The following is a 23,894-nucleotide window of genomic DNA, read 5'->3' on the forward strand; positions in this document are numbered from 1 at the left end:
TCCATCATGTCACAGCCCCTCGATCTCAATCATTTAGCGCAGCAAATCAAACAGTGGGGCACAGAGCTGGGGTTCCAGCAGGTCGGTATTACCGATACCGATCTCAGCGCCAGCGAACCTAAACTGCAGGCGTGGCTGGATAAACAATACCACGGCGAAATGGAGTGGATGGCGCGCCACGGCATGATGCGCGCGCGCCCTCATGAACTCCAGCCCGGTACCTTACGCGTGATTAGCGTGAGGATGAACTATCTGCCCGCTAATGCCGCATTCGCCCGCACCCTGAAAGATCCCGCGCGGGGTTACGTTAGCCGTTACGCCCTCGGAAGGGACTATCATAAGCTGTTACGTCATCGCCTGAAAAAATTAGGTGAGATGATTCAGGCGCAGTGTGCTTCGCTCAATTTTAGACCCTTTGTCGATTCCGCGCCGATTCTTGAACGCCCTTTAGCCGAAAAAGCGGGGCTGGGATGGACAGGTAAGCACTCACTTATCCTCAGCCGCGATGCCGGCTCGTTCTTTTTCCTCGGCGAGCTGCTTATCGACCTCCCTCTTCCCATCGACCAACCCGTCGAGGAAGAGTGTGGGCGCTGCGTGGCCTGCATGACTATCTGCCCAACCGGCGCCATCGTCGAGCCCTATACCGTCGACGCCCGGCGCTGTATCTCCTATCTGACGATTGAACTGGAAGGCGCCATCCCGGAAGAGTTCCGCCCGTTGATCGGTAACCGCATTTACGGCTGCGATGATTGCCAGCTGATTTGCCCGTGGAACCGCTTCGCGCAGCTGACCGATGAAGATGATTTCAGCCCGCGCAAGGCGCTGCATGCCCCTGAGTTACTGGAGCTTTTCACCTGGAGCGAGTCATATTTTCTAAAAGTGACGGAGGGATCGGCTATTCGCCGTATTGGCCATCTGCGCTGGCTACGTAATATCGCTGTCGCGCTGGGCAATGCGCCCTGGGATGAAGCCAACCTCAAAGCGCTGGAGAGCCGCCGGGGTGAGCACCCACTTCTCGATGAACACATCGAGTGGGCGATGACGCAGCAAATGGCAAAACGAAATGCCAATGTGGTTGAGGTGCAATTGCCCAAGAAGCTACGGCTGGTCAGGGTGGTTGAAAAAGGACTACCGCGCGACGCCTGATTCATTCACAGGGTGTGAATAAAAATAAAAACACATTGCGTTTCAACGGGCAGACGTTCGTCAAGTGATCGGATTAACACTTTGAAATGAAATTTAATTCTTATATTTCAGTTATATATAAAAATACTATTTACATAGTGAAGTGTTTTTCTGAGAAAAGACGAAAGACTAACCTGTGGATAACTCTGTTCACAGTATTTTCAGGACATCGCGAAAAGCATTCATGACGCGTAGTTGCGCTGTGGATAAACTGGATATGAGAAGAAATTTTGGAGCGGGAAACGAGACTCGAACTCGCGACCCCGACCTTGGCAAGGTCGTGCTCTACCAACTGAGCTATTCCCGCTTGGGTGTGGTAACTTTCAAATTTTGGAGCGGGAAACGAGACTCGAACTCGCGACCCCGACCTTGGCAAGGTCGTGCTCTACCAACTGAGCTATTCCCGCTTGGGTGTGGTACTTTCAAATTTTGGAGCGGGAAACGAGACTCGAACTCGCGACCCCGACCTTGGCAAGGTCGTGCTCTACCAACTGAGCTATTCCCGCATACTTCTGGCCATATTTCTATGGCGTCGTGATTTGCATTTCTGCTTCGTCACGGGAGGCGCATTATACGAGAATTCGATTTAGCTGCAACCCCCCTGAACGCAATTTTTTTCGTTTTTGGTTTAAGTGACCACTTTATCACCACATCCAGGCCTGGTTTGTCTAAATAAACAGCAAATGCCGCAAAATGACTTTTTCCGGGCTCGCTAAAGGCGCAAAATCGCTCAAGTTTACAGGCGGATATCGCCCGCTGACGGTCAACAACGATGATAACCAGGGAAATAAAATGAAAAAAGCGCTTACCGTCCTGCTGCTGGCCACGCTTGCCACAGGAACAGCATCGGCAACAACGCTACATTTTGGGACAACGACGGCCAATCCGCCGTTTGAAACCGTCAGTGGCAAAAACCAACCCACGGGTTTTGATATCGACCTGGCCAATGCGCTGTGCAAGCAGATGCAGGTTGAATGCAAATTTACTCCCCAGGGGTTCGATACCCTCATCCCGGCGCTGCGCTTTAAGAAATTCGACGCCGTGATTGCCGGTATCGAAGTGATTCCGATGCGGGAAAAACAGGTCGCGTTCAGCCATCCCTATCGTCAGGCGCTGTCCGGCGTAGTGGTCACAGCGAAAGACGCCGCCCATACCTTTGCCGATCTGAAGGATAAAAAACTCGGCGTCGTGAAAGGCACCCTTCATCAGCGCTATCTGCGGGACAAACAAAAAGCCGTGCATGCGGTGCCTTACGACAGCGACGAAAGCGCCCTGCGCGCGCTTAAAGAAGGCGTGATTAGCGGCGTAATGGGCGATCAGGAGACGTTAACGAAATGGCTCCAGGATAACCCCGACTACGCCATGATGGACGAACGCGCCACGGATCCCGGCTACTACGGTAAGCAGTACGCCATTGCGGTACGTAAAGACGATCCTGAGCTGCTGAATAACCTCAATGCCGCTCTGGATGTCGTAAAGGCCTCGCCGGAATTCCAGGCGATGGAACAGAAGTGGTTTAAATAATCAGACGTCATGCCGGGGCGCTTCTGGCCCCGGCATAAACATTAAAGCTTGATGAAGTGCTCGCGGTAGTAAGCCAGTTCTGCGACCGACTCGCGAATATCGTCCATCGCCTGGTGCGTCCCCTGTTTCTTAAAACCGTCAAGAATTTCCGGTTTCCAGCGACGAGCCAGCTCTTTCAGCGTGCTGACGTCGAGGTAACGGTAGTGAAAATAGGCTTCCAGCTCCGGCATATATTTAAACAGGAAGCGGCGATCCTGGCCGATGCTATTGCCGCAGATTGGCGACTTACCCGCCGGTACCCATTTTTTGAGGAATTCGATAGTCGCCAGTTCGGCTTCACGATCGCCCTGGGTGCTCGCCTTCACCCGCTCCACCAGCCCGCTGCCGGTATGGGTACGCACGTTCCACTCGTCCATCAACGCCAGCTGCGCATCTGACTGGTGTACCGCAATCGTCGGCCCTTCCGCCAGAATGTTCAGATTCGCGTCGGTCACCAGGGTGGCGATTTCGATGATGCGATCGCGCTCCGGATCCAGCCCCGTCATTTCAAGATCGATCCAAATCAGGTTGTTTTCATCTGCACTCATGTTATTTTCCACCCTTCTTACGTCACTATATTCATCTAAAATAGCGTGTATCATAGAGGTTTTGCCCGTACAGGGCGACCAGGAGCCAGTTCGATTGAGTAAAAATAAACTCTCCAAAGGCCAACAGCGCCGCGTGAAGGCCAACCACCAGCGCCGCCTGAAAACGACTTCGGAGAAGGCCGATTTTGATGACAACCTGTTCGGTGAGAAATCCGAAGGGACCGTCATTAGCCGCTTTGGCATGCATGCCGATGTCGAATCCGCCGACGGTAGCGTCCACCGTTGCAATATTCGCCGAACTATTCGTTCGCTGGTTACCGGCGATCGCGTGGTCTGGCGCCCGGGCAAAAGCGAAGCTGACGGCGTCAACGTCAAGGGTATCGTCGAGGCCGTACATGAACGAACTTCCGTACTGACGCGTCCGGATTTCTACGACGGCGTCAAACCTATCGCCGCCAATATCAATCAGATTGTTATTGTCTCCGCGATTTTGCCTGAGCTTTCTCCGAATATTATCGACCGCTATCTCGTGGCCTGCGAAGCGCTGAACGTTGAGCCGCTGATCGTACTCAACAAGATCGATCTGCTGGATCAGGAGAGCATGGCCTTCGTCAACGAGCAGATGGACATTTATCGCCATATTGGTTATCGCGTATTGATGGTTTCCAGCCGCACGCAGGATGGCCTGAAGCCGCTTGAAGAGGCGCTCACCGATCGTATCAGTATTTTTGCCGGGCAGTCCGGGGTAGGCAAATCCAGCCTGCTGAACGCGCTGCTGGGCCTGCATGATGACCAAATCCTTACCAATGACGTTTCGGACGTCTCAGGACTGGGGCAACACACCACCACGGCCGCGCGCCTGTACCACTTCCCGCACGGCGGCGATGTGATTGATTCGCCGGGCGTACGCGAGTTCGGTCTGTGGCACCTCGACGCGGAACAAATCACCCACGGCTTTGTCGAATTCCATGATTATTTAGGCCGTTGCAAATACCGCGACTGCAAGCACGACGCTGACCCGGGCTGCGCCATTCGCGAAGCGGTGGAGAAAGGGGAAATCGCCGAAAGCCGATTTGAAAACTACCACCGCATTCTGGAAAGCATGGCGCAGGTACAGGTAAAAACGCGTAAAAGCTTTTCATCATCTGATGACTGACATTTAACCTGAGCATCGTTAGAATCGTCCCCCTTTTTCAGGTCCCGCTGTTGCGCGGGGCCAGGAACGACAAATAATGGCCTGGAGGCTACCTTGTTAAACGATCTTAAACTTTCACTGCAATACATTCTGCCTAAACTGTGGCTCACCCGCCTCGCAGGCTGGGGTGCGCGCAAGCGAGCAGGCTGGCTGACAAAGCTGGTCATCGATCTGTTCGTGAAATATTACAAGGTCGATATGAAAGAGGCGCAAAAGCCTGACACCGCCAGCTACCGCACCTTTAACGATTTCTTCGTTCGCCCGTTGCGCGATGACGTACGTCCGTTAAACACCGACCCGAGCGTGCTGGTGATGCCTGCCGATGGCGTCATCAGCCAGCTCGGCGCCATTGAAGACGACAAAATTTTGCAGGCCAAAGGTCACAACTACAGCCTGGAAGTGCTGCTGGCCGGTAACTACCAGATGGCCGACCTGTTTCGTAACGGCAGCTTCGTCACCACGTATCTGTCACCGCGCGATTACCACCGCGTGCATATGCCGTGCAACGGTATTCTGCGCGAAATGATCTACGTGCCGGGGGACCTGTTCTCCGTGAACCATCTGACCGCGCAAAACGTGCCGAATCTTTTTGCCCGCAACGAGCGCGTCATCTGCCTGTTCGATACTGAATTCGGCCCCATGGCGCAGATCCTCGTCGGCGCCACCATCGTCGGCAGCATCGAAACCGTATGGTCCGGTACCGTGACGCCGCCGCGTGAAGGCGTCATTAAGCGCTGGACCTGGCCCGCCGGCGATAGCGAAGGCTCCGTCGCCCTGCTTAAAGGCCAGGAGATGGGCCGCTTTAAGCTGGGCTCCACGGTGATCAACCTATTTGCGCCAGGCCAGGTGACGTTGGTTGAGCAGTTACACAGCCTGTCGGCCACCAAAATAGGCCAGCCGCTGGCAACCGCGCCTGAAGCCGTAGCGCCTGTCGAGCCCGCTCCGCTGGCAGAGGAAGAAGTCCGCGCTGAACACGCCGCCAGTCCGCTGGTTGACGATAAACAAGACGAAGGTTAATTCCTGAAAAAAAAAGGTTACGCCGTGCGCCTGATATACACTTTCCTGCTGGCCTGGAGCCTCAGTTTTGGGGCGTACGCAGCGACAGCCCCGGATGCTAAACAGATAGCTCAGGAACTGGAACAGGCGAAGGCGGCGAAGCCCGCCCAGCCTGAGACCGTCGAAGTCCTGCAATCTGCCCTCAACGCCCTTGAGGAGCGTAATGCTTCCCTTGAGCGCGTCCGTCAGTACCAGGACGTTATCGATAACTTCCCTAAACTGTCGCAAACCCTGCGCGCACAGCTCAATAATCTGAGCGATGAGCCGCGCCAGGTCTCTACTACCCTCTCCTCTGATGCGCTGAACCAGGAGATTCTCCAGGTCAGCAGCCAGCTGCTGGAAGCCAGCCGTAAAGCTCAGCAGGAGCAGGATCGCGCCCGGGACATCGCCGACTCGCTTAACCAACTGCCGCAGCAGCAGAGCGATGCCCGCCGCCAGCTGAACGAGGTTGAGCGCCGGGTTGGCGCGCAAAATAGCAATACGCCGCTGGCGCAGGCGCAGAATCTTGGTCTGCAGGCGGAGTCCGCGCGGCTGAAAGCGCTGGTCGATGAGCTCGATCTGGCCCAGCTCTCCGCCAATAACCGTCAGGAACTTTCACGGTTGCGCTCCGAGCTGGCGCAGAAAGAGAGCGAACAGCTCGACGCCTGGCTACAGGCGCTGCGTAATCAGCTAAATAATCAACGACAGCGCGAGGCGGAGAAAGCGCTGGAAAGCACCGAACTGCTGGCGGAAAACAGCGAAAACCTGCCGCCGGATATCGTGGCGCAGTTTAAAGTTAACCGCGAGCTGTCGCAGGCGCTCAACCAGCAGGCGCAGCGGATGGATCTGATCGCCTCGCAGCAGCGCCAGGCGACCAATCAAACCCTGCAGGTGCGTCAGGCTTTAAACACCCTGCGCGAACAGTCCCAGTGGCTGGGTTCTTCCAATCTGCTCGGCGAAGCCCTGCGCGCGCAGGTTGCGCGGCTGCCGGAAATCCCGCGACCGCAGCAGTTGGATACCGAAATGGCGCAGCTGCGCGTGCAGCGTTTACGCTATGAAGATCAGCTCGGCAAACAGCCGCAGCTAAGACAAATTCGTCAGGCGGATGGGGAACCGCTCACCAGCGAGCAGAACCGTATTCTGCAGGCTCAGATGCGTACGCAGACTGAGCTGCTCAACTCCCTGCTGCGCGGTGGCGATACGCTTATGCTCGAACTGACCAAGCTAAAAGTCGCTAACGGTCAGCTTGAGGATGCGCTTAAAGAGATCAACGAAGCTACCCACCGCTATCTGTTCTGGACCTCCGACGTCAGCCCAATCGGCTTCTCATGGCCGCTGGAGATCGTTCAGGACCTACGCCGTCTGATCTCGCTCGATACCATGAGCCAGCTCGGCAAAGCCAGCATGATGATGCTGACCAGCAAAGAGACCCTGCTGCCGCTCTTCGTCGCGCTCATTCTGGTGGGGTTCAGCATCAGCTCGCGCCGCCATTTCACCAGCTTCCTTGAGCGCTCCAGCGCGCGCGTCGGCAAGGTTACGCAGGATCACTTCTGGCTCACGCTGCGCACGGTGTTCTGGTCAATACTGGTGGCCTCGCCGCTGCCGGTACTGTGGATGACGCTGGGCTATGGCCTGCAGGCCGCCTGGCCTTTCCCGCTGGCGGTCGCCATTGGCGATAGCGTCACCGCCACGGTGCCGCTGCTGTGGGTGGTGATGATTTGCGCCACGTTCGCCCGCCCGAACGGCCTGTTCGTCGCCCACTTCGGCTGGCCGCGTAGCCGCGTCAGCAAAGCGATGCGCTACTACCTGATGAGCATCGGGCTGATCGTGCCGCTGATTATGGCGCTGATTACCTTCGATAACCTCAACGATCGCGAGTTTTCCGCCTCGCTGGGCCGCCTCTGCTTTATGCTGATTTGCGGCGCGCTGGCGATGGTGACCCTGAGCCTGAAACGCGCCGGAATCCCGCTGTATCTGGATAAAGAAGGCAGCGGCGACAATATGCTGAACCGGCTGCTGTGGAATATGCTGCTCGGCGCGCCGCTGGTGGCGATGCTGGCGGCGGCGATCGGCTATCTCGCCACGGCGCAGGCGCTGCTCGCCAGGCTCGAAACCTCGGTCGCCATCTGGTTCCTGCTGCTGGTGGTCTATCACATCATCCGCCGCTGGATGTTGATCCAGCGGCGCCGCCTGGCGTTCGATCGCGCCAAGCACCGACGGGCGGAGATCCTCGCCCAGCGCGCACGTGGCGAAGAAGAGGCTCAGCATACCAGCAGCCCGGAAGGTTCAATGGAAGCCGAGGTCAGCGAGGTCGATCTGGATGCCATCAGTACCCAGTCGTTGCGTCTGGTGCGCTCCCTGCTGATGCTGATCGCGCTGGTGTCGGTTATCGTGCTGTGGTCAGAAATCCATTCCGCGTTTGGCTTCCTGGAGAATATCTCGCTGTGGGACGTCACCTCTACGGTACAGGGCGTTGAGAGCCTGGAGCCGATTACCCTCGGCGCGGTGCTGATTGCCATCCTGGTGTTGATTATTACCACCCAGCTGGTGCGCAATCTGCCCGCGCTGCTGGAACTGGCGATCCTCCAGCATCTGGAACTGACGCCGGGCACCGGCTACGCCATCACCACCATCACGAAGTATCTGCTGATGCTGATCGGCGGTCTGGTCGGCTTCTCGATGATTGGCATTGAGTGGTCCAAGCTACAGTGGCTCATTGCCGCCCTCGGCGTCGGTCTCGGTTTTGGCTTGCAGGAGATCTTCGCCAACTTTATCTCCGGCCTGATTATCCTGTTTGAGAAACCGATACGGATTGGCGATACGGTCACTATTCGCGATCTCACCGGCAGCGTGACGCGTATTAATACTCGCGCCACGACTATCAGCGACTGGGACCGTAAAGAGATTATCGTGCCGAACAAGGCGTTCATCACCGAACAGTTCATCAACTGGTCGTTGTCGGATTCCGTGACCCGCGTAGTGTTAACGGTGCCTGCGCCGGTGGATGCCAATACCGAAGAGGTGGCGCAGATCCTGTTAAATGCCGCGCACCGCTGTTCGTTGGTTATCGATACCCCGGCGCCGGAAGCGTTCCTCGTTGACCTACAGCAGGGGATCCAGATTTTCGAGCTGCGTATCTACGCCGCCGAAATGGGTCACCGTATGCCGCTGCGCCACGAGATGCATCAGCTGATTCTGGCCGGGTTCCGCGAGCACGGTATCGATATGCCGTTCCCGCCGTTCCAGATGCGCCTGGAGAGCATCGATGGCAGAAAAAGCAGCAGAGCGCTGACCTCGGCAGGGAAAACCAGCCGCACGCCCGGCAGCCTGTAAGAACGGCCTTGCCTGAACACAGGCAAGGCCAGAACGATCGCACTACCGGACAATCAACCATACCGCCGTACATCGGCGGTCATCCCCGTCAATGTCCTGCAGGAAAGTGGAAAGGAAGATCAGGCGCGGTCGACGGTAAACGAGATAACGTCGCCGATGCTTTCTGCGCCCAGCGCCAGCATCACCACCCGGTCAACGCCCAGCGCTACGCCGGAACAATCCGGCAGCCCGGCTTCCAGGGCAGCCAGCAGATGATGATCGATGGGCTGCTGCGGCAGGCCGCGAGCCGCACGCTTGCGGTTATCCTGCTCAAAACGCTGCCGCTGTTCGCGGGCGTCGGTGAGCTCATGAAAACCATTAGCCAGCTCAATGCCTTTGTAATAGACCTCGAAACGTTCCGCTACGCGATGATCTTCAGTGCTGATTTGCGCCAGTGACGCCTGGCTGGCCGGGAAATGATAGATAAACGTCGGACGATCTTTACCAATATGCGGCTCGACGCCCATGACAAAAAGTAGCTGAAGCAGCGTGTCCCGATCCTCTTCCGTATCGGCAATATTGCTCAAATCGAGCTTCGCCGCCACTTCGCGCAGCTGCGTTTTATCTGCCGACAGCGGGTCGATTTCCAGATGACGCAGGAAGGCTTGCTGATAAGAGAGGCTTTCGGCCGGCTGGCAGTCGAGTACCTGCTGTAGCAGATCGTCTACTTCGTTGATTAGCCGGTACATATCATAGCACGGACGATACCACTCCAGCATGGTGAATTCCGGATTATGGTGACGCCCCATCTCTTCATTACGGAAGCTACGGCATAGCTGAAACACTGGGCCGCAGCCGGCCGCCAGCAGGCGCTTCATGTGATATTCCGGGCTGGTCATCAGGTACAGGTTCAGCCCCTGAGAGTGGCCAGGACCAACGAAACGCGTCTCAAACGGGACCATATGAATATCCGTCACCGTCGCCTGACTCATGCAGGGCGTCTCCACCTCCAGCACGCCGCGGTCGGTAAAGAAACGGCGAATTTCCGCCATCACCGCTGCACGTTTTAACAGATTTGGAATGGATGCGCTCGGCTGCCAGGTTGCCGTTTCGCTCATGGTACTTTCTCCGATTTGAAACAAGGGCACGAAGTCTACTCGTAACTGGCAGATGAAACAAATTTTGTGCGAATGCGTAAACGCGTTACATACACTTAATTTATTGATAACCCAAAAGCATAAAGCAAGCAGATAAACAACCGCACAGAACGATAAAAAAATCGAACACGTCAATTTTCCCTTATGACCCTACGGCTATACTCCTTACCTATAAAGGAGCAGTGATACGTTTTCGCCAGCCCGGCGGCGAAATAAACAAAAACTGGAGGAATGTCGTGCAAACTTTTCAAGCCGATCTTGCCGTAATAGGCGCAGGCGGAGCAGGTCTTCGCGCCGCAATAGCCGCCGCGCAAGCTAATCCAAATGCTAAAATCGCTCTAATTTCAAAAGTCTATCCTATGCGCAGCCATACCGTTGCTGCTGAAGGGGGTTCCGCTGCCGTCGCGCAGGATCATGATAGCTTTGAGTACCATTTCCACGACACCGTTGCAGGCGGCGACTGGCTGTGTGAGCAGGACGTCGTTGACTACTTCGTTCATCACTGCCCGACGGAAATGACCCAGCTCGAACAGTGGGGATGCCCGTGGAGTCGCCGCCCGGACGGCAGCGTCAACGTCCGGCGATTCGGCGGCATGAAGATCGAGCGAACCTGGTTCGCTGCCGATAAAACCGGCTTTCATATGCTGCACACCCTGTTCCAGACTTCGCTTCAATTCCCGCAAATCCAGCGCTTCGATGAGCATTTTGTTCTGGATATTTTGGTGGATGATGGCCAGGCTCGCGGTCTGGTCGCGATGAATATGATGGAAGGTACGCTGGTGCAAATCCGCGCCAACGCGGTCATTCTGGCGACCGGCGGCGCAGGACGCGTGTATCGCTACAATACCAACGGCGGTATCGTCACCGGCGACGGTATGGGTATGGCGCTCAGCCACGGCGTACCGCTGCGCGATATGGAGTTCGTGCAATATCACCCCACCGGTCTCCCGGGTTCCGGAATTCTGATGACGGAAGGCTGCCGCGGCGAAGGCGGTATTCTGGTCAACAAGAACGGCTACCGCTATCTGCAGGATTACGGCATGGGTCCGGAAACTCCGCTGGGCGAACCGAAAAATAAATATATGGAGCTGGGCCCGCGCGATAAAGTATCCCAGGCTTTCTGGCACGAATGGCGTAAGGGCAACACGATCCCCACGCCGCGAGGCGATGTGGTCTATCTCGATCTGCGCCATTTGGGCGAGAAAAAGCTGCTTGAACGTCTGCCGTTTATCTGCGAACTCTCGAAGGCCTACGTTGGCGTCGATCCGGTGAAAGATCCCATTCCGGTACGTCCGACCGCGCACTACACCATGGGCGGGATCGAAACCGACCAGCAGTGTGAAACCCGCATCAAAGGGCTATTTGCCGTGGGCGAATGTTCTTCGGTCGGCCTGCACGGCGCCAACCGCCTTGGCTCCAACTCCCTGGCGGAGCTGGTGGTGTTTGGCCGTCTGGCCGGAGAACAGGCCATGCAGCGCGCAACCGAAGCGGGCGAAGCCAATAGCGCCGCGCTGGACGCGCAGGTCGTCGATATCGAGAACCGCCTGAAAGATCTGGTTAATCAGGAAGGTAACGAGAACTGGGCCAAGATTCGTGACGAAATGGGCCTGTCAATGGAAGAAGGCTGCGGTATCTACCGTACGCCGGAGCTTATGCAGAAAACGGTTGATAAGCTGGCCGAGCTGCAGGAGCGCTTCAAGCGCGTGCGTATCACCGACACCTCCAGCGTGTTCAATACCGACCTGCTGTACACCATCGAACTGGGCCATGGCCTGAACGTCGCCGAATGTATGGCGCATTCCGCCCTCGCGCGTAAAGAGTCCCGCGGCGCGCATCAGCGTCTGGACGAAGGCTGCACCGAGCGTGACGACGTCAACTTCCTCAAGCATACCCTCGCCTTCCGCGATGCCGACGGTAATACCAGTCTGGAGTACAGTGATGTGAAAATCACCACTCTGCCGCCGGCAAAACGCGTGTACGGTGCGGAAGCGGAAGCAGCCGAGAAGAAGGAGACGACGAATGGCTGAGATGAAAAATATGAAAGTCGAAGTGGTGCGCTACAACCCGGAAGTGGACATCGCACCGCACAGCGCTTTCTATGAAGTTCCCTACGATGAGCAAACCTCATTGCTTGATGCCCTGGGCTACATCAAGGACAACCTCGCGCCAGACCTCAGCTACCGCTGGTCCTGCCGCATGGCGATTTGCGGTTCCTGCGGCATGATGGTGAACAAGGTGCCAAAGCTGGCCTGTAAAACTTTCCTGCGCGAATACACCAAAGGTATTAAAGTCGAGGCGCTGGCCAACTTCCCAATCGAGCGCGATCTGGTGGTCGATATGACCCACTTTATCGAAAGCCTGGAAGCCATTAAGCCGTACATCATTGGCAACCCGCGCACGCCCGATCAGGGCCCGAACACGCAGACGCCGGCGCAAATGGCCAAGTACCACCAGTTCTCCGGCTGCATCAACTGCGGCCTGTGCTATGCGGCCTGTCCGCAGTTTGGTCTTAATCCGGAGTTTATCGGCCCGGCGGCGATCACCCTCGCCCATCGCTACAACGAAGACAGCCGCGACCACGGTAAAAAGGAACGTATGGCGCAGCTTAACGGCCAGAATGGCGTCTGGACATGTACTTTCGTAGGCTACTGCTCCGAAGTCTGCCCGAAACACGTCGACCCGGCGGCCGCGATCCAGCAGGGCAAGGTAGAAAGCTCGAAAGACTTTCTTATCGCCACCCTGAAACCACGCTAAGGAGTGCTGTATGACGACTAAACGCAAACCCTACGTGCGGCCGATGCCGTCCACCTGGTGGAAAAAGCTGCCGTTTTATCGCTTCTATATGCTGCGTGAAGGAACGGCGGTACCCACGGTCTGGTTCAGCGTCGTGCTGATTTACGGGCTGTTCGCACTGAAGCATGGCGCGGAGAGCTGGGCGGGCTATATCGGTTTTCTGCAAAACCCGATTGTCGTGATCCTGAACCTGATCACGCTTGCAGCCGCGCTGCTGCATACCAAAACCTGGTTTGAGCTGGCGCCGAAAGCCGCCAATATTATCCTTAAAGGCGAGAAAATGGGGCCAGAGCCAATTATTAAAGGGCTTTGGGTCGTCACTGCGGTCGTCACCGTGGTGATCCTGTTTGTCGCGCTGTTCTGGTAAGGAGGCTGGAATGATTAATCCCAATCCAAAACGTTCGGATGAGCCGGTATTCTGGGGGCTGTTTGGCGCTGGCGGCATGTGGGGAGCGATTATCGCCCCCGTCATTGTGCTGCTGGTAGGTATTATGCTGCCGCTGGGCCTCGCGCCTGCTGACGCATTCAGCTATGAACGCGTACTGGCTTTTGCCCATAGTTTTATTGGCCGTGCATTCATTTTCCTGATGATTGTTCTGCCGCTATGGTGCGGGCTTCACCGTATTCACCATGCGATGCACGATTTGAAAATTCACGTACCCAACGGTAAGTGGGTCTTCTATGGACTCGCGGCGATTCTGACCGTCGTCACCCTCGTCGGCATATTGTTCATCTAAACGGATAGCCGTACGCGGCTTTTACCTCAGCTGCAATAAGCCCGGTAGCATTCTGTTACCGGGCTCGCTTCTCAAGAAAATTCTGCCGCATTTTTCCTGCCTGACTCTACACTTAGCTTAAAACTGGCAAGGAAAAAATTATGCATCTGCTACCCGTTATTGCGGTTGTTGCCGCTTCATTTCTGCTTGTAGCCTGTACTACGCCGGCACCGCCTCCTGGCGTAACCGTAGTTAGCCCCTTCGACGCTCAACGCTATCTTGGTACCTGGTATGAGATTGCCCGCTTCGATCACCGTTTTGAAAGCGGCCTGGAAAAAGTCACCGCAACGTATAGCCTGCGCGATGATGGCGGGCTGAACGTGGTAAATAAAGGCTACAACCCCGATCGGGGTATGTGGCAAAAAACCGATGGCGTAGCTTATTTTACCGAGGAACCCACTCGCGCCGCGCTGAAGGTCTCATTTTTCGGCCCCTTCTATGGCGGCTATAGCGTGATAGCGCTGGATAAGGATTATCGCTACGCGCTGGTTTGTGGACCCGATCGCGACTATCTCTGGCTACTTGCGCGCACGCCGAAAATCCCGCCGGAAGTGAAGCAGCAGATGCTGGATATCGCTACCCGGCAAGGATTCGACGTGAGCAAACTACTATGGGTCAATCAGCAGTATTAATGCGCGCTCATTTTCAGGCCAATGATGCCAATCACAATGCACGCCAGGCTGGCAATGCGCATCGGGCTGGCGGATTCGCCCAGCAGGATAATACCCGTCACGGCTGCGCCGACCGCGCCTATTCCGGTCCAAACGGCGTAAGCCGTCCCTACGGGCAACGTTTTCATCGCCCATGACAACAGCGCCATGCTGATGACCATGGCGGCAATCGTTATCACGCTTGGCACCAGGCGGCTAAAACCGTGGGTATATTTCAGACCGACTGCCCAGACGACTTCCAGCAGACCAGCGATAAACAGAACTAACCAGGACATATGGCTCCTTTGATGGGGCCGTCCCCAGATGTGAAACGCTTACAGGTCGTCCCGTAAGGCAGATGATATTTCACAGGAATTATACACGACGTGACTAAGGTGAGGAAGAACGGTACGACCAGCGGCCGTACCGCTATGGTCTATTGCTGAGCTTTGGTCGCGGCGCCCGAAATCGCGCTGCCGCCTTCTGAAATATCCTGACCAACACCGCGCGTGGTGTTACATGCAGTCAGTACAGAGGAAAGAGCCAAAACCGTAAAGAACGCTGCAATCGCTTTTTTTACCATAATGTCATCCTTATTAACCAGTTTTAGTTATCGTGCTCTATAAGCATAGACAAACTGGTCCAGGATGAGGGAAACGCGGCGATTTTTAAGAGAAAAAGAGGTTAAAAGGATTGAGCCAAACGGAGAAACTAATTGTGAATGAGGATTTCCTGATGAAATCAGGTTAACTGGCAGCATGAGAAATGACATGGCCCAGACTTTGGATATCTTCACCGACGCCGCGAGCCGTATTGCATCCGGCCAGAAGAGCGCAGCTTAGTAATAATAGTAGTACCGGAAGTTTTAATTTATGAGCCATCTTCCCTGCCTGCGTCTACGCTCGGTAGAGGGCGCAGCGAAACGCTGCGCCAACCATCTCAGCGCATAAATTACTTCACGCGGGATACGTATTCGCCAGAGCGAGTATCCACTTTGATGACTTCGCCGATCTGTACGAACAGCGGAACCTTAACCACGGCGCCAGTGGAGAGAGTAGCAGGTTTACCGCCGGTACCAGCAGTATCGCCTTTCAGGCCTGGATCGGTTTCAACGATTTCCAGCTCAACAAAGTTCGGCGGCGTAACGGAGATTGGCTGACCGTTCCACAGAGTCACAATACATTCAGCCTGATCCAGCAGCCATTTAGCGTTGTCGCCAACGGCTTTAGCGTCAGCGGCCAGCTGTTCGAAAGTAGAGTTATTCATGAAGTGCCAGAACTCACCGTCGTTGTACAGGTAAGTCAGGTTCATATCGACAACGTCCGCGCCTTCAGCGGAATCCGTAGACTTGAAGGTTTTCTCTACACGGGTACCCGTCAGCAGGCGGCGCAGCTTAACGCGCGCAAAAGCCTGGCCTTTACCTGGTTTAACGAATTCACTGGCTTCAACTGCATAAGGTTCGCCGTCCATCATGATTTTAAGACCGGCACGAAAATCGTTGCTATAGTAAGTCGCCATAAGGCCCTCTGAAACTTTGTTAATTGGTAGCTAAGCCACAAAATGGCGCATATTGTAACCCTAAATACCCCATCCAGAGAAGATTGGTTAACGCAACTTGCCGATGTTGTGACCAGTCCTGATGAACTGCTGCATCTTTTAAATGTAGATGCTGATGCGAATCTATTGGCGGGACGCGATGCCAGGCGCCTGTTCGCACTGCGTGTCCCGCGGGCATTTATTGCCCGTATGGAACCAGGAAACCCCAATGATCCACTTCTCCGTCAGGTACTTACCTCCCGGGAGGAGTTTGTTAATGCTCCGGGATTTACCACCGATCCGCTGGAAGAACAGCACAGCGTTGTGCCTGGTCTACTGCATAAATACAGCAACCGCGCGTTACTGCTGGTTAAAGGCGGCTGTGCGGTTAATTGTCGTTATTGCTTCCGCCGCCACTTTCCCTATGCTGAAAACCAGGGTAATAAGCGCAACTGGCAGATGGCCATGGAGTACATTGCGTCTCATCCAGAGCTGGATGAAATCATTTTTTCCGGCGGTGACCCGCTGATGGCGAAAGACCCAGAACTAGACTGGCTGCTTACGCAGCTGGAAGCCATCCCGCATATTAAGCGCCTGCGTATCCACAGTCGGTTGCCCATTGTGATTCCTGCGCGCATTACCGATACGCTGGTTGCGCGTATCTCTGCTTCATCGTTGCAGGTACTGCTGGTGAACCATATCAACCATGCTAACGAAATAGATGCGGCGTTTCGTACCGCGATGAAGAGTCTGCGTATAGCTGGCGTCACTTTACTTAATCAAAGCGTACTACTGCGCGGCGTAAACGATGACGCGCGCACGCTCGCCGATCTGAGCAATGCGTTATTCGATGCCGGAGTCATGCCTTATTACCTTCACGTTCTGGATAGAGTGCAGGGCGCAGCACATTTTATGGTCAGCGACGAAGAGGCGAGGAAGATTATGCGTGAACTGCTCACGATGGTATCTGGTTATTTAGTACCAAAACTTGCACGGGAAATCGGTGGTGAACCGAGCAAAACACCGCTGGATTTGGGCTTAAAACAGCGCTAATCAATATGTCTGCCGGGCCCGGCCTGGCAGACACTATCAGGATGCAGTCACTGACTGACATCAGAACGCAAATGCAACATTACTTCACGTGAAAAAATCAACCCAGCTAAATATTACATATACGTATAAAAGAATAGCCTAAGCACATATTAATTTTATTCATAATATTAAAGAAAGTATATTGGTTGCTATTAAGGCTACCAGTAGCAGCAAAAACCAGCCCGGCAAACTCAAAGCTGGCTGCTTATTATTATCATTTATATGTAACTCTGGAGGCCTTGCGGGGTTATCAAGCACCTTCCTTTCCGCCATGAGAGGAGCAACATTGCTTATTATCGGTATGTTTTCTAAATTTCCTGACTCTTCTTCATCGGTTCTGGACAAAAAATCAACGTGGGAATCTGCTGCCAAAACAAAGCCACGCTGCCGTACAGTAACAATGATATCTTGCGATAATCCAGCTTTTAGTAGTGACTTTCTTAATAGCGAAATATTTTGATAGAATGTATTTTGCGAGACAACAACGCCTCTCGTTTTCCACACTGCATCTAAAAACTCCTCACGAGATATAACTTTTCCATTGCTTTCCAGCAATAGTTGAAGACAACGCGCTGTAGGTGCATTTAGAGCAACGCAATCACCGTGCTCACCTAATGGTTTTAGTTTATTCACATTTGTATCAAAAATAACTTCATTATTAATGATATATTCGTTGAATACCATAATGTTATCCCTTCCTTTATTGGATATGTGAAATCACAACAAATAAAAATAGAGTTCATCGTCAAAGGCCAGAAAATCCTTTTCACAACCGGAGTCAGTTGACTGCAGACAAAAAAACCACGTTATCCGTCCGACATGAACAAGATTAACATGTTATTTTTAGGCAAAGAGACGATGGCGCCATTATTATACTAGCCATCTTAAACCATTACTAAACAGACAACAAAACATGAACTAATGACAATTCAAGTTTTAAATAAATTTTAGATAAAATTCACATGCATTTTGCCCCCCTTCCATTTAAATTCGTCGTCGCTCTAGCCTATAAAGCCTGAAGACTGGCGTTAAGGACGAGCGAAAGGAAACGATAGGGCTCAGGCGCAGATAAAGGTCAGTCAGTTATTAACTACTAGTTAATTATTAACAATAGTTATAGTTGATAACCAAGCCAGGCATCTATTCAGGAATTTTTAAGCTTTTATAAATGGATTAAATAAATGAAAAAAACAATCGTAGCTGTAATGGTCGCTGCATCTGCAGTTCTGAGCGCACAGGCTTTCGCGGCAGGGAACAGTTCTCAACTGACAATTCTCGGCAACGTAACCAATACTGGTGAATCCTGTAACGTTACTCCATCAGCTCAGATCCAAGGCGGTTCCTTAACTCTGGATGATGTAAAAGCCTCTATCCTGGAAAGTCAGGGGGTTAACACTCCATATATGGCGCTGGCTAAAGATATTGAGTACAAAATCGAAGACTGTCAGAAAGGTGCAACTGATTACACTGGTAACCTGAACGTTACTGTAACTGGTGACTATATCAGCGGTCAGGATAATGTTCTGACTAACACCGCGGTTAGCCCAGCAACTAACGCCGCTGTAACCGTTATTAATACCGACGGTTCACGCGTTAGCTTTACTGGCACAACTGCAAAAACTATCGCTTATACCGCAGGCACTCCGTCTTATATGCGTTATAAAGCAGCATATGTTAAAACAGCGAACGGTGTAACCGAGGGTGCTGTTAAAGGTGTTGCAACCTTTACTATCAACTATTAATACTCAGCAGGGCTTACCACTGGTAAGCCCTATTATTGTATTCAGGGAATGAATTATGTTGAAGTCATCATTAAAAATAGTGGCAGCCTTTTCTCTTTCAGCTAGTTTTTTTGCCCATAGCGGTGTAGTCGTGGACTCTACACGACATCTTTTTAAAGAGGGCTCGAGAGAGATAAGCGCCAACCTGGAAAATAAAGATGACATTCCTTATTTAATCAAGTCATGGGTTGAGCCCCGTGAAGGTAGCCAAAACTCTCTTTTTATGGTGACTCCCCCACTTTTTCGTCTGGAAGCAAAACAGAAGAATACGTTACGAATATTTCCTAACGCCCATATAACCAATGCGCCTAAGGATCGAGAGACTGTTTACTATTTCAATGTTATGTCTATCCCGCCAACCAATGACGCGGATACTGATAAAAATAAGATTCAATTAGCTGTACGCCATAGAATGCGTCTTATCTACCGCCCATTGTCCTTACAGGATCTGACAGTCAACCAAGAAGCAAAAAAACTAGAGTGGCATAAATCAAGTAATAAAATCACGTTAAAAAATCCGACGCCATTCTTTATCTATTTTAAATCTATAAAAATCAATGGTAAGGAAATCAGTGGTTCCGTTAATAATATAGATGCATTTACTACCAAAGAATTCCCTTTGCCAGCTGGTGTTAATGGTTCAGAAATAGAGTGGAAAGTTGCTACTGACAATGGAGGCACGGGTTCTGCCTATTCATCATCAATATAATTTTGTTCTGTTCGATCGGCCAGGGTGAAAAGTATGTCTATTTTAATAAAAAAAAGGGATAGTGTTTTTTCTGGTGTGTCCCACACATTTTTCGTGCTTGTTCCTGCGTTAGCCCTCGGTTTGTGCAACAATGCCCTGGCGCGTGATTTCTTTGATCCTGATTTTATAAAATCAGTTGGTCAAAACGATCCCTCTTCAATACCGGACTTATCCTTATACGCATCGAAAGATGCTCAGGCACCGGGTGAATATCGCATTGATGTGATTTTAAATAACGACCTACAGGAAACAGCTGATATTCGGTTTGTCGAAAAAAAAGATCCTGCTTCGGGCGATTTGAAACTGGTTCCGTGCCTGAGCATGGCTAAGTTAATTAGCTATGGTTTACGCTCTGAAGCATTCCCGGCTCTAAAAGAGGACACTAACGGGTGTGTGGACTCGAGTATCATTCCTAACTTTACAACCGATTTTAACTTCAATACTCAACAGCTGATTATCTCTATACCGCAAGCAGCACTGTCAACTAAAGCACAAGGTTTTGTTCCTCCTGAAGAATATGATGACGGGATCAACGCATTGCTGACCAATTATCAGTTCAGTTCAGGCAAAGACTACGAGGCCAATAACGAATATTATAACCTTAACCTGCAGTCCGGGCTGAATATCGGGCCATGGCGACTTCGAAACCTTAGCACCTGGAATAAATCAGCAGGAGCGAAAAGCGATTGGGACTCCGTTTATCTGTATGCTCAGCGCAGCATCATTCCATTAAAGAGCACGCTGGTAATGGGGGAAAGCTCATCCCTGTCGAGCATTTTTGATAGCGTGCCCTTTACAGGGGTTCAGCTGGCGACAGACGAGGACATGATCCCGGAAAGCCTACGCGGTTTCGCGCCAATTGTTCGCGGCATTGCCAGAACTAACGCCCGTGTCGTTATCAAACAGAATGGTTATCAGATTTACCAGGCTTTTGTTGCTCCCGGTGCCTTTGAAATAACCGACCTCTACTCTACCGGCGGTAACGGCGATCTGTACGTTACCGTAGAAGAAGCCGATGGTTCCCGTCAAAACTTCGTCGTGCCATACGCTTCTCTGCCGCTGATGCTCAGAGAAGGCCAGATGGAGTATGAAATTACCAGCGGTCAATATCGTCCCTATGACGACAATATTGATGAAAAACCCTTTACGCAGGCCACCATAAGCTATGGCGCGTTAAGTAATACAACGTTTTATACCGGTATACAGGCAGCATCTAACTATCAGGCGCTGGCATTTGGCGTTGGGCAAAACCTTGGCGATATCGGCGCACTTTCAGCTGACGTCACCGAAGCGTGGTCTAAGAAGAAAGATGCGGATAAAACGTCCGGGCAGTCCTGGCGCATCCGATATGGTAAAAATATTATTGAAACCGGTACTAATATTACCGTCGCTGGTTATCGCTATTCAACTTCCGGCTTTAATACACTTACCGATGTGATGAATTCTTATAACAACCGTTATGGTGGTTATACGTCTCACTCGATACGTAACCGCACCAATATTACCGTCAGCCAAAGCCTGGGGGCTGGTTTAGGCAGTCTTTCCGTATCCGGCATATTCGAGGACTATTGGGATAGCAATCGCCACAACAACTCATTAAACGTTGGCTACAATGGTGGATTCCGTCGCTTTAACTATTATGCAGGTTATAGCTATAGCCGTTATTCCTGGGGCAGTAACGGCTCAAGCCGCACTGTAGAAGACGACCACGTAGTTTCCTTTAATATCACAGTGCCGCTAGGTGACTGGCTGCCGAACACCTATGCAACCTATAACGTGACTAACAGCAGCCCTGGATCTACAGATGAGTATGTATCTCTTAGCGGCGTAGCGCTGGAGAATCATAATCTGGACTGGAACGTTCAGCAAGGTTATAGCAACCGGGAAGATGCCAGCGGTGGCGTATATAGCAATTACCGTGGTTCAATGGGCTCAGTTAATGGTGGGTACAGCTATGGCAAACATAGCCAACTACTGAATTATGGCTTGAACGGCGGGATATTGGTTCATGCTGATGGCGTTACGTTAGGTCAGGAGATGTCCGAAACCTCCGTATTAGTCAAAGCGCCAGGTTTAGATCATGTTCGTCTCGAGAACGATGCAACCATTGAAACTGATTATCGCGGTTATGCTATTATCCCTTACGTCACACCATACCATCGTACCAGCGTGACCTTAGATAACACTACCCTGAGTGATAATATGGAACTGCCAAATACTACCCAAAAAGTAGTTCCTACTCGCGCGGCAATCGTACGGGCAAATTTCGAGGGAAATATTGGTCGTCGTGCGTTCCTGATACTGAAAAGGACATCGGGCGATAATGTTCCTTATGGTGCTACGGTAACCTTAACAGCAGATAAAAAGGCTCAAGCCAGTATCGTTTCTGATGGCGGCATGGTCTATCTGTCAGGCCTGAAAGATAATGGTGAAGTTTACGCTCAATGGGGAACTAAAACAGAGCAGCAATGTAAAGCGACATATAGCCTGGTACCGGTGATCGAAGGCATCACGCAAGCTACTGCTGTTTGCCGTTAATAGGGATAACGAATACTATGAAAAATTTATTTATTTTAGTTATTTTGATAAGCGGCATTAGCTGGCAAGCGCAAGCAAATTGTCAAAAGTATGGAAGTGGTGGTGGTGGAATAACGGTTAACTTCGGCACTACAGCCATCCTTGCTGACTCAACACTACCAAATGGTTCAATACTGGCTACTGCTGTTCGCGGTGGTAATGTTACTGATATTAAAACATATTCGGGTTGTGCTCCTGATGATATCTTTGTTATAAGAAGTACAAATGATATTGATACTGGCGTAACTGGAGTCCAGAATATGCCGGTTTACGCTACAGGAATTCCTGGCATCGGTTATCAAATGTCAGATATAACAATTGGCACAATTCGACGGCCTATTCCTGCCAAGTTGAACGATCCTATACCGGCCAACAGTCACACTTATTCTAAAACAAGTATTTCGGGACAAGTCACTGTTTGGTTAGTTAAAACAGGTCCGATTACAAAAAATCAATTACCTGGTTTAATTACTGTATATTTTTTAGCCGGAGCTCCAGGTTCCCAAACGCAAGGTACAGGTAACCCTAATAGTTCGCAATTATTAAAAATTAACATCAATCTAAGCTCTATAAGATTTAAAGAAACAACATGTAATGTTAACCCGCGAGGCGGGAGCACTGTGATGCTACAGAGTATAGATGTATCTCAGTTGAAAGCATTAGGGCAAGGAGCTGCCACAGGTAAACAGAAAAAAATAACATTAGACATTAGCTGTCCAGACTCAGAAGTAGGCCTTAACTATCTATACTGGTTCAACCCTATTACAGAGAACTCATCTACGACTGACGGTGTATTGCTAAACGCACTACCAAGTGGAGCAAAAAATGTTGGTTTTATAATTAAAAAAGGAGCAAGCCCAATTAAATTTTATGATCTGGATAGCTATGAGTACAGGAGTATGGCAAAAAACCAAACTTTAGAACTTACCGCTGATTACTATAAACTCTCAGATGATGTTTCAGTTGGCACTACCGGGGAGGTTAAAGGTCAATTCGAAATTATCCTCCAGGAAAAATAGCATCGTATAATAAGTACGCTACACCAATAGTGATTTTCATATCTTGGTGTAGCGTAGTAATTCTAAGAACACATTTACCCATTTAAACTAACTTATCCCCCTCTCCACGTAAAATAGCCACATTCATCAGTTCTATAAACAGCAATAAATCCAATAAATAAAACTCACGTTTTTAGTTAAGAGCGTTATATATCAAACCATTCATGATAGATAATTACTTAACTCAATATATATTCATTTCACAAAACAACGTAATGTGAATTGTGTAAGCTAGTACATGATGTAGTAAAATTCAATATGAACATGCAATAAATATATTGGAAATATTTTTTTATAGTCTATATTTCTCTGCGACCTATCGCGAATAGCATTATTGGTAGGTGTACATTTGCACGTATTACAATCAAAATAATCTTTTGATTGCACATGATATTAGTCCGTAGGAATATCACTAAAGGGAAATATAATGAAAGAACTAACTATTATTGAAATGAATGATGTTTCTGGTGCTTCACTCAAGGATTTTATTGCGGGAACCCAAGGTTTGGGTGAGGCAGTAATTGACAGCGCCATCGGTGGTGTAATTGGAGCCCTTGCATTTGCATCTGCTGGCGGTCTGCAGGGTGGGGTTACCGGTAGCGGTGCTGGCGGTGGCTTATTAGGATTTGGATTAGTATCCATCGCTGTCGGATCTATTTGGGGAGCCATTCACGGTGCCATTTATGGTGCCGTAGCAGGTATCTATAATGGTTCTGACTACGTTAACAAATATGCAGATATAATCGCAAATGGTGTACTGGATGGCACCGGTGGTGCCTATAAGCCTAATGGCTGGTTTTAATCTATAATTCTTAGATAAAAGTGATAATCACCTGAAGAACGACAGGTCATGAAAAACATTGATATATTGTTTATATCCTTAATAAC

The 23,894-nt window shown here is 51.4% G+C and carries 23 protein-coding genes and 3 tRNA genes; 16 read left to right on the forward strand and 10 right to left on the reverse strand.

The genetic code is table 11. The annotated features are described in order from the left end of the window. Positions 1–6 precede the first annotated feature (6 nt). Complete coding sequence (gene queG / locus ACE3MN_RS24355) at positions 7–1,146, forward strand: tRNA epoxyqueuosine(34) reductase QueG (RefSeq protein WP_024360250.1); 1,140 nt, start codon at positions 7–9, stop codon at positions 1,144–1,146. A gap of 270 nt (positions 1,147–1,416) precedes the next feature. Here queG and ACE3MN_RS24360 read toward each other — a convergent pair. From ACE3MN_RS24360 to ACE3MN_RS24370, 3 genes are all read right to left on the reverse strand, one after another. Continuing rightward, positions 1,417–1,492: transfer RNA gene (locus ACE3MN_RS24360), tRNA-Gly, on the reverse strand. 24 nt (positions 1,493–1,516) lie between these two features. Beyond that, a tRNA-Gly gene (locus tag ACE3MN_RS24365) sits at positions 1,517–1,592 on the reverse strand. Between the two features lie 23 nt (positions 1,593–1,615). Continuing rightward, positions 1,616–1,691: transfer RNA gene (locus tag ACE3MN_RS24370), tRNA-Gly, on the reverse strand. A 286-nt stretch (positions 1,692–1,977) separates the two neighbouring features. Here ACE3MN_RS24370 and ACE3MN_RS24375 point away from each other — a divergent pair. Continuing rightward, on the forward strand, positions 1,978–2,709 hold the full coding sequence (locus ACE3MN_RS24375; protein ID WP_024360249.1) for an arginine ABC transporter substrate-binding protein: 732 nt from the start codon (positions 1,978–1,980) through the stop codon (positions 2,707–2,709). Positions 2,710–2,750: 41 nt separating this feature from the next. Here ACE3MN_RS24375 and orn read toward each other — a convergent pair whose 3' ends face one another. Beyond that, on the reverse strand, positions 2,751–3,296 hold the full coding sequence (orn, locus tag ACE3MN_RS24380; protein ID WP_004097954.1) for an oligoribonuclease: 546 nt from the start codon (positions 3,294–3,296) through the stop codon (positions 2,751–2,753). A 94-nt stretch (positions 3,297–3,390) separates the two neighbouring features. On the opposite strand from orn, the gene rsgA reads away from it, so the two are divergent. The 3 genes from rsgA to mscM all read left to right on the forward strand — a co-directional run bounded on the left by rsgA (position 3,391) and on the right by mscM (position 8,859). Further along, positions 3,391–4,452 (forward strand): small ribosomal subunit biogenesis GTPase RsgA, encoded by a 1,062-nt coding sequence (rsgA, locus tag ACE3MN_RS24385; RefSeq protein ID WP_004871132.1) that lies wholly within the window; start codon positions 3,391–3,393, stop codon positions 4,450–4,452. Between the two features lie 93 nt (positions 4,453–4,545). Further along, positions 4,546–5,508 (forward strand): archaetidylserine decarboxylase, encoded by a 963-nt coding sequence (gene asd, locus ACE3MN_RS24390; protein ID WP_375364203.1) that lies wholly within the window; start codon positions 4,546–4,548, stop codon positions 5,506–5,508. 24 nt (positions 5,509–5,532) lie between these two features. Further along, positions 5,533–8,859 (forward strand): miniconductance mechanosensitive channel MscM, encoded by a 3,327-nt coding sequence (mscM, locus tag ACE3MN_RS24395; protein ID WP_102649963.1) that lies wholly within the window; start codon positions 5,533–5,535, stop codon positions 8,857–8,859. A 119-nt stretch (positions 8,860–8,978) separates the two neighbouring features. Here the strand turns inward: mscM and epmA are convergent, their stop codons facing one another. Then, a complete protein-coding gene (gene epmA, locus ACE3MN_RS24400) occupies positions 8,979–9,956 on the reverse strand; it encodes an elongation factor P--(R)-beta-lysine ligase (protein ID WP_004117360.1) in 978 nt (325 codons plus the stop codon). 275 nt (positions 9,957–10,231) lie between these two features. Between epmA and frdA the strand changes: the two genes are divergently transcribed. From frdA to ACE3MN_RS24425, 5 genes are all read left to right on the forward strand, one after another. Continuing rightward, on the forward strand, positions 10,232–12,022 hold the full coding sequence (frdA, locus tag ACE3MN_RS24405) for a fumarate reductase (quinol) flavoprotein subunit (protein ID WP_049086631.1): 1,791 nt from the start codon (positions 10,232–10,234) through the stop codon (positions 12,020–12,022). Then, entirely contained in the window at positions 12,015–12,749 is a 735-nt protein-coding gene (locus ACE3MN_RS24410; protein WP_004097940.1) for a succinate dehydrogenase/fumarate reductase iron-sulfur subunit, read from the forward strand. The genes frdA and ACE3MN_RS24410 overlap by 8 nt, the downstream gene beginning before the upstream one ends. Positions 12,750–12,759: 10 nt before the next feature. Next, positions 12,760–13,155, forward strand: coding sequence for a fumarate reductase subunit FrdC (frdC, locus tag ACE3MN_RS24415; protein ID WP_102649964.1), 396 nt, complete (start codon positions 12,760–12,762; stop codon positions 13,153–13,155). 10 nt (positions 13,156–13,165) lie between these two features. Next, positions 13,166–13,525 (forward strand): fumarate reductase subunit FrdD, encoded by a 360-nt coding sequence (gene frdD / locus ACE3MN_RS24420; protein WP_004871139.1) that lies wholly within the window; start codon positions 13,166–13,168, stop codon positions 13,523–13,525. Positions 13,526–13,665: 140 nt separating this feature from the next. Then, positions 13,666–14,196 carry a lipocalin family protein gene (locus ACE3MN_RS24425; RefSeq protein ID WP_102649965.1) on the forward strand — a complete coding sequence of 177 codons (531 nt, stop codon included), beginning with the start codon at positions 13,666–13,668 and terminating at the stop codon, positions 14,194–14,196. Here ACE3MN_RS24425 and sugE read toward each other — a convergent pair. The 4 genes from sugE to efp all read right to left on the reverse strand — a co-directional run bounded on the left by sugE (position 14,193) and on the right by efp (position 15,732). Continuing rightward, positions 14,193–14,510: a quaternary ammonium compound efflux SMR transporter SugE gene (sugE, locus tag ACE3MN_RS24430; protein WP_004128029.1), complete on the reverse strand. Its 318-nt coding sequence runs from the start codon at positions 14,508–14,510 to the stop codon at positions 14,193–14,195. The two genes, ACE3MN_RS24425 and sugE, sit on opposite strands and share 4 nt — an antisense overlap. Positions 14,511–14,650: 140 nt before the next feature. Next, positions 14,651–14,797, reverse strand: a complete 147-nt coding sequence (gene ecnB / locus ACE3MN_RS24435; RefSeq protein WP_004097935.1) for a lipoprotein toxin entericidin B — start codon at positions 14,795–14,797, stop codon at positions 14,651–14,653. Positions 14,798–14,960: 163 nt separating this feature from the next. Further along, a complete protein-coding gene (locus tag ACE3MN_RS24440; protein WP_049250003.1) occupies positions 14,961–15,095 on the reverse strand; it encodes an entericidin A/B family lipoprotein in 135 nt (44 codons plus the stop codon). A gap of 70 nt (positions 15,096–15,165) precedes the next feature. After that, positions 15,166–15,732 (reverse strand): elongation factor P, encoded by a 567-nt coding sequence (gene efp / locus ACE3MN_RS24445; RefSeq protein ID WP_004097931.1) that lies wholly within the window; start codon positions 15,730–15,732, stop codon positions 15,166–15,168. Between the two features lie 42 nt (positions 15,733–15,774). Here efp and epmB point away from each other — a divergent pair, with 42 nt between their 5' ends. Then, the gene (epmB, locus tag ACE3MN_RS24450; RefSeq protein WP_024360244.1) at positions 15,775–16,803 is read left to right on the forward strand and encodes an EF-P beta-lysylation protein EpmB; all 1,029 of its coding nucleotides are present in this window, start codon (positions 15,775–15,777) and stop codon (positions 16,801–16,803) included. Positions 16,804–16,962: 159 nt separating this feature from the next. Here epmB and ACE3MN_RS24455 read toward each other — a convergent pair whose 3' ends face one another. Next, positions 16,963–17,526, reverse strand: coding sequence for a transcriptional regulator (locus tag ACE3MN_RS24455; protein ID WP_049099666.1), 564 nt, complete (start codon positions 17,524–17,526; stop codon positions 16,963–16,965). Positions 17,527–18,023: 497 nt separating this feature from the next. Between ACE3MN_RS24455 and ACE3MN_RS24460 the strand changes: the two genes are divergently transcribed. The 5 genes from ACE3MN_RS24460 (at position 18,024) to ACE3MN_RS24480 (ending at position 23,808) form a co-directional block, all read left to right on the forward strand. Further along, positions 18,024–18,584, forward strand: a complete 561-nt coding sequence (locus tag ACE3MN_RS24460; protein ID WP_024360242.1) for a fimbrial protein — start codon at positions 18,024–18,026, stop codon at positions 18,582–18,584. Positions 18,585–18,639: 55 nt separating this feature from the next. After that, positions 18,640–19,332 (forward strand): molecular chaperone, encoded by a 693-nt coding sequence (locus ACE3MN_RS24465; protein WP_024360241.1) that lies wholly within the window; start codon positions 18,640–18,642, stop codon positions 19,330–19,332. Positions 19,333–19,365: 33 nt separating this feature from the next. Next, complete coding sequence (locus tag ACE3MN_RS24470) at positions 19,366–21,909, forward strand: fimbria/pilus outer membrane usher protein (protein ID WP_024360240.1); 2,544 nt, start codon at positions 19,366–19,368, stop codon at positions 21,907–21,909. A 17-nt stretch (positions 21,910–21,926) separates the two neighbouring features. Further along, positions 21,927–22,967 carry a fimbrial protein gene (locus ACE3MN_RS24475; protein ID WP_032711106.1) on the forward strand — a complete coding sequence of 347 codons (1,041 nt, stop codon included), beginning with the start codon at positions 21,927–21,929 and terminating at the stop codon, positions 22,965–22,967. A gap of 466 nt (positions 22,968–23,433) precedes the next feature. Continuing rightward, positions 23,434–23,808 (forward strand): hypothetical protein, encoded by a 375-nt coding sequence (locus ACE3MN_RS24480; protein ID WP_024360238.1) that lies wholly within the window; start codon positions 23,434–23,436, stop codon positions 23,806–23,808. Positions 23,809–23,894: the final 86 nt, after the last annotated feature.

Source organism: Klebsiella grimontii, from assembly GCF_042137965.1.
GTDB lineage: Bacteria > Pseudomonadota > Gammaproteobacteria > Enterobacterales > Enterobacteriaceae > Klebsiella > Klebsiella grimontii.

What these genes read in the sequence shown, in the direction of transcription:
- queG (WP_024360250.1), top strand. Translation starts at nt 7, where the DNA reads ATGTCACAGCCCCTCGATCTCAATCATTTAGCGCAGCAAATCAAACAG.
- ACE3MN_RS24375 (WP_024360249.1), top strand. Translation starts at nt 1,978, where the DNA reads ATGAAAAAAGCGCTTACCGTCCTGCTGCTGGCCACGCTTGCCACAGGA.
- orn (WP_004097954.1), bottom strand. Translation starts at nt 3,296, where the DNA reads ATGAGTGCAGATGAAAACAACCTGATTTGGATCGATCTTGAAATGACG.
- epmA (WP_004117360.1), bottom strand. Translation starts at nt 9,956, where the DNA reads ATGAGCGAAACGGCAACCTGGCAGCCGAGCGCATCCATTCCAAATCTG.
- ACE3MN_RS24410 (WP_004097940.1), top strand. Translation starts at nt 12,015, where the DNA reads ATGGCTGAGATGAAAAATATGAAAGTCGAAGTGGTGCGCTACAACCCG.
- frdC (WP_102649964.1), top strand. Translation starts at nt 12,760, where the DNA reads ATGACGACTAAACGCAAACCCTACGTGCGGCCGATGCCGTCCACCTGG.
- frdD (WP_004871139.1), top strand. Translation starts at nt 13,166, where the DNA reads ATGATTAATCCCAATCCAAAACGTTCGGATGAGCCGGTATTCTGGGGG.
- ACE3MN_RS24425 (WP_102649965.1), top strand. Translation starts at nt 13,666, where the DNA reads ATGCATCTGCTACCCGTTATTGCGGTTGTTGCCGCTTCATTTCTGCTT.
- sugE (WP_004128029.1), bottom strand. Translation starts at nt 14,510, where the DNA reads ATGTCCTGGTTAGTTCTGTTTATCGCTGGTCTGCTGGAAGTCGTCTGG.
- ecnB (WP_004097935.1), bottom strand. Translation starts at nt 14,797, where the DNA reads ATGGTAAAAAAAGCGATTGCAGCGTTCTTTACGGTTTTGGCTCTTTCC.
- ACE3MN_RS24440 (WP_049250003.1), bottom strand. Translation starts at nt 15,095, where the DNA reads ATGGCTCATAAATTAAAACTTCCGGTACTACTATTATTACTAAGCTGC.
- efp (WP_004097931.1), bottom strand. Translation starts at nt 15,732, where the DNA reads ATGGCGACTTACTATAGCAACGATTTTCGTGCCGGTCTTAAAATCATG.
- epmB (WP_024360244.1), top strand. Translation starts at nt 15,775, where the DNA reads ATGGCGCATATTGTAACCCTAAATACCCCATCCAGAGAAGATTGGTTA.
- ACE3MN_RS24455 (WP_049099666.1), bottom strand. Translation starts at nt 17,526, where the DNA reads ATGGTATTCAACGAATATATCATTAATAATGAAGTTATTTTTGATACA.
- ACE3MN_RS24460 (WP_024360242.1), top strand. Translation starts at nt 18,024, where the DNA reads ATGAAAAAAACAATCGTAGCTGTAATGGTCGCTGCATCTGCAGTTCTG.
- ACE3MN_RS24465 (WP_024360241.1), top strand. Translation starts at nt 18,640, where the DNA reads ATGTTGAAGTCATCATTAAAAATAGTGGCAGCCTTTTCTCTTTCAGCT.
- ACE3MN_RS24470 (WP_024360240.1), top strand. Translation starts at nt 19,366, where the DNA reads ATGTCTATTTTAATAAAAAAAAGGGATAGTGTTTTTTCTGGTGTGTCC.
- ACE3MN_RS24475 (WP_032711106.1), top strand. Translation starts at nt 21,927, where the DNA reads ATGAAAAATTTATTTATTTTAGTTATTTTGATAAGCGGCATTAGCTGG.
- ACE3MN_RS24480 (WP_024360238.1), top strand. Translation starts at nt 23,434, where the DNA reads ATGAAAGAACTAACTATTATTGAAATGAATGATGTTTCTGGTGCTTCA.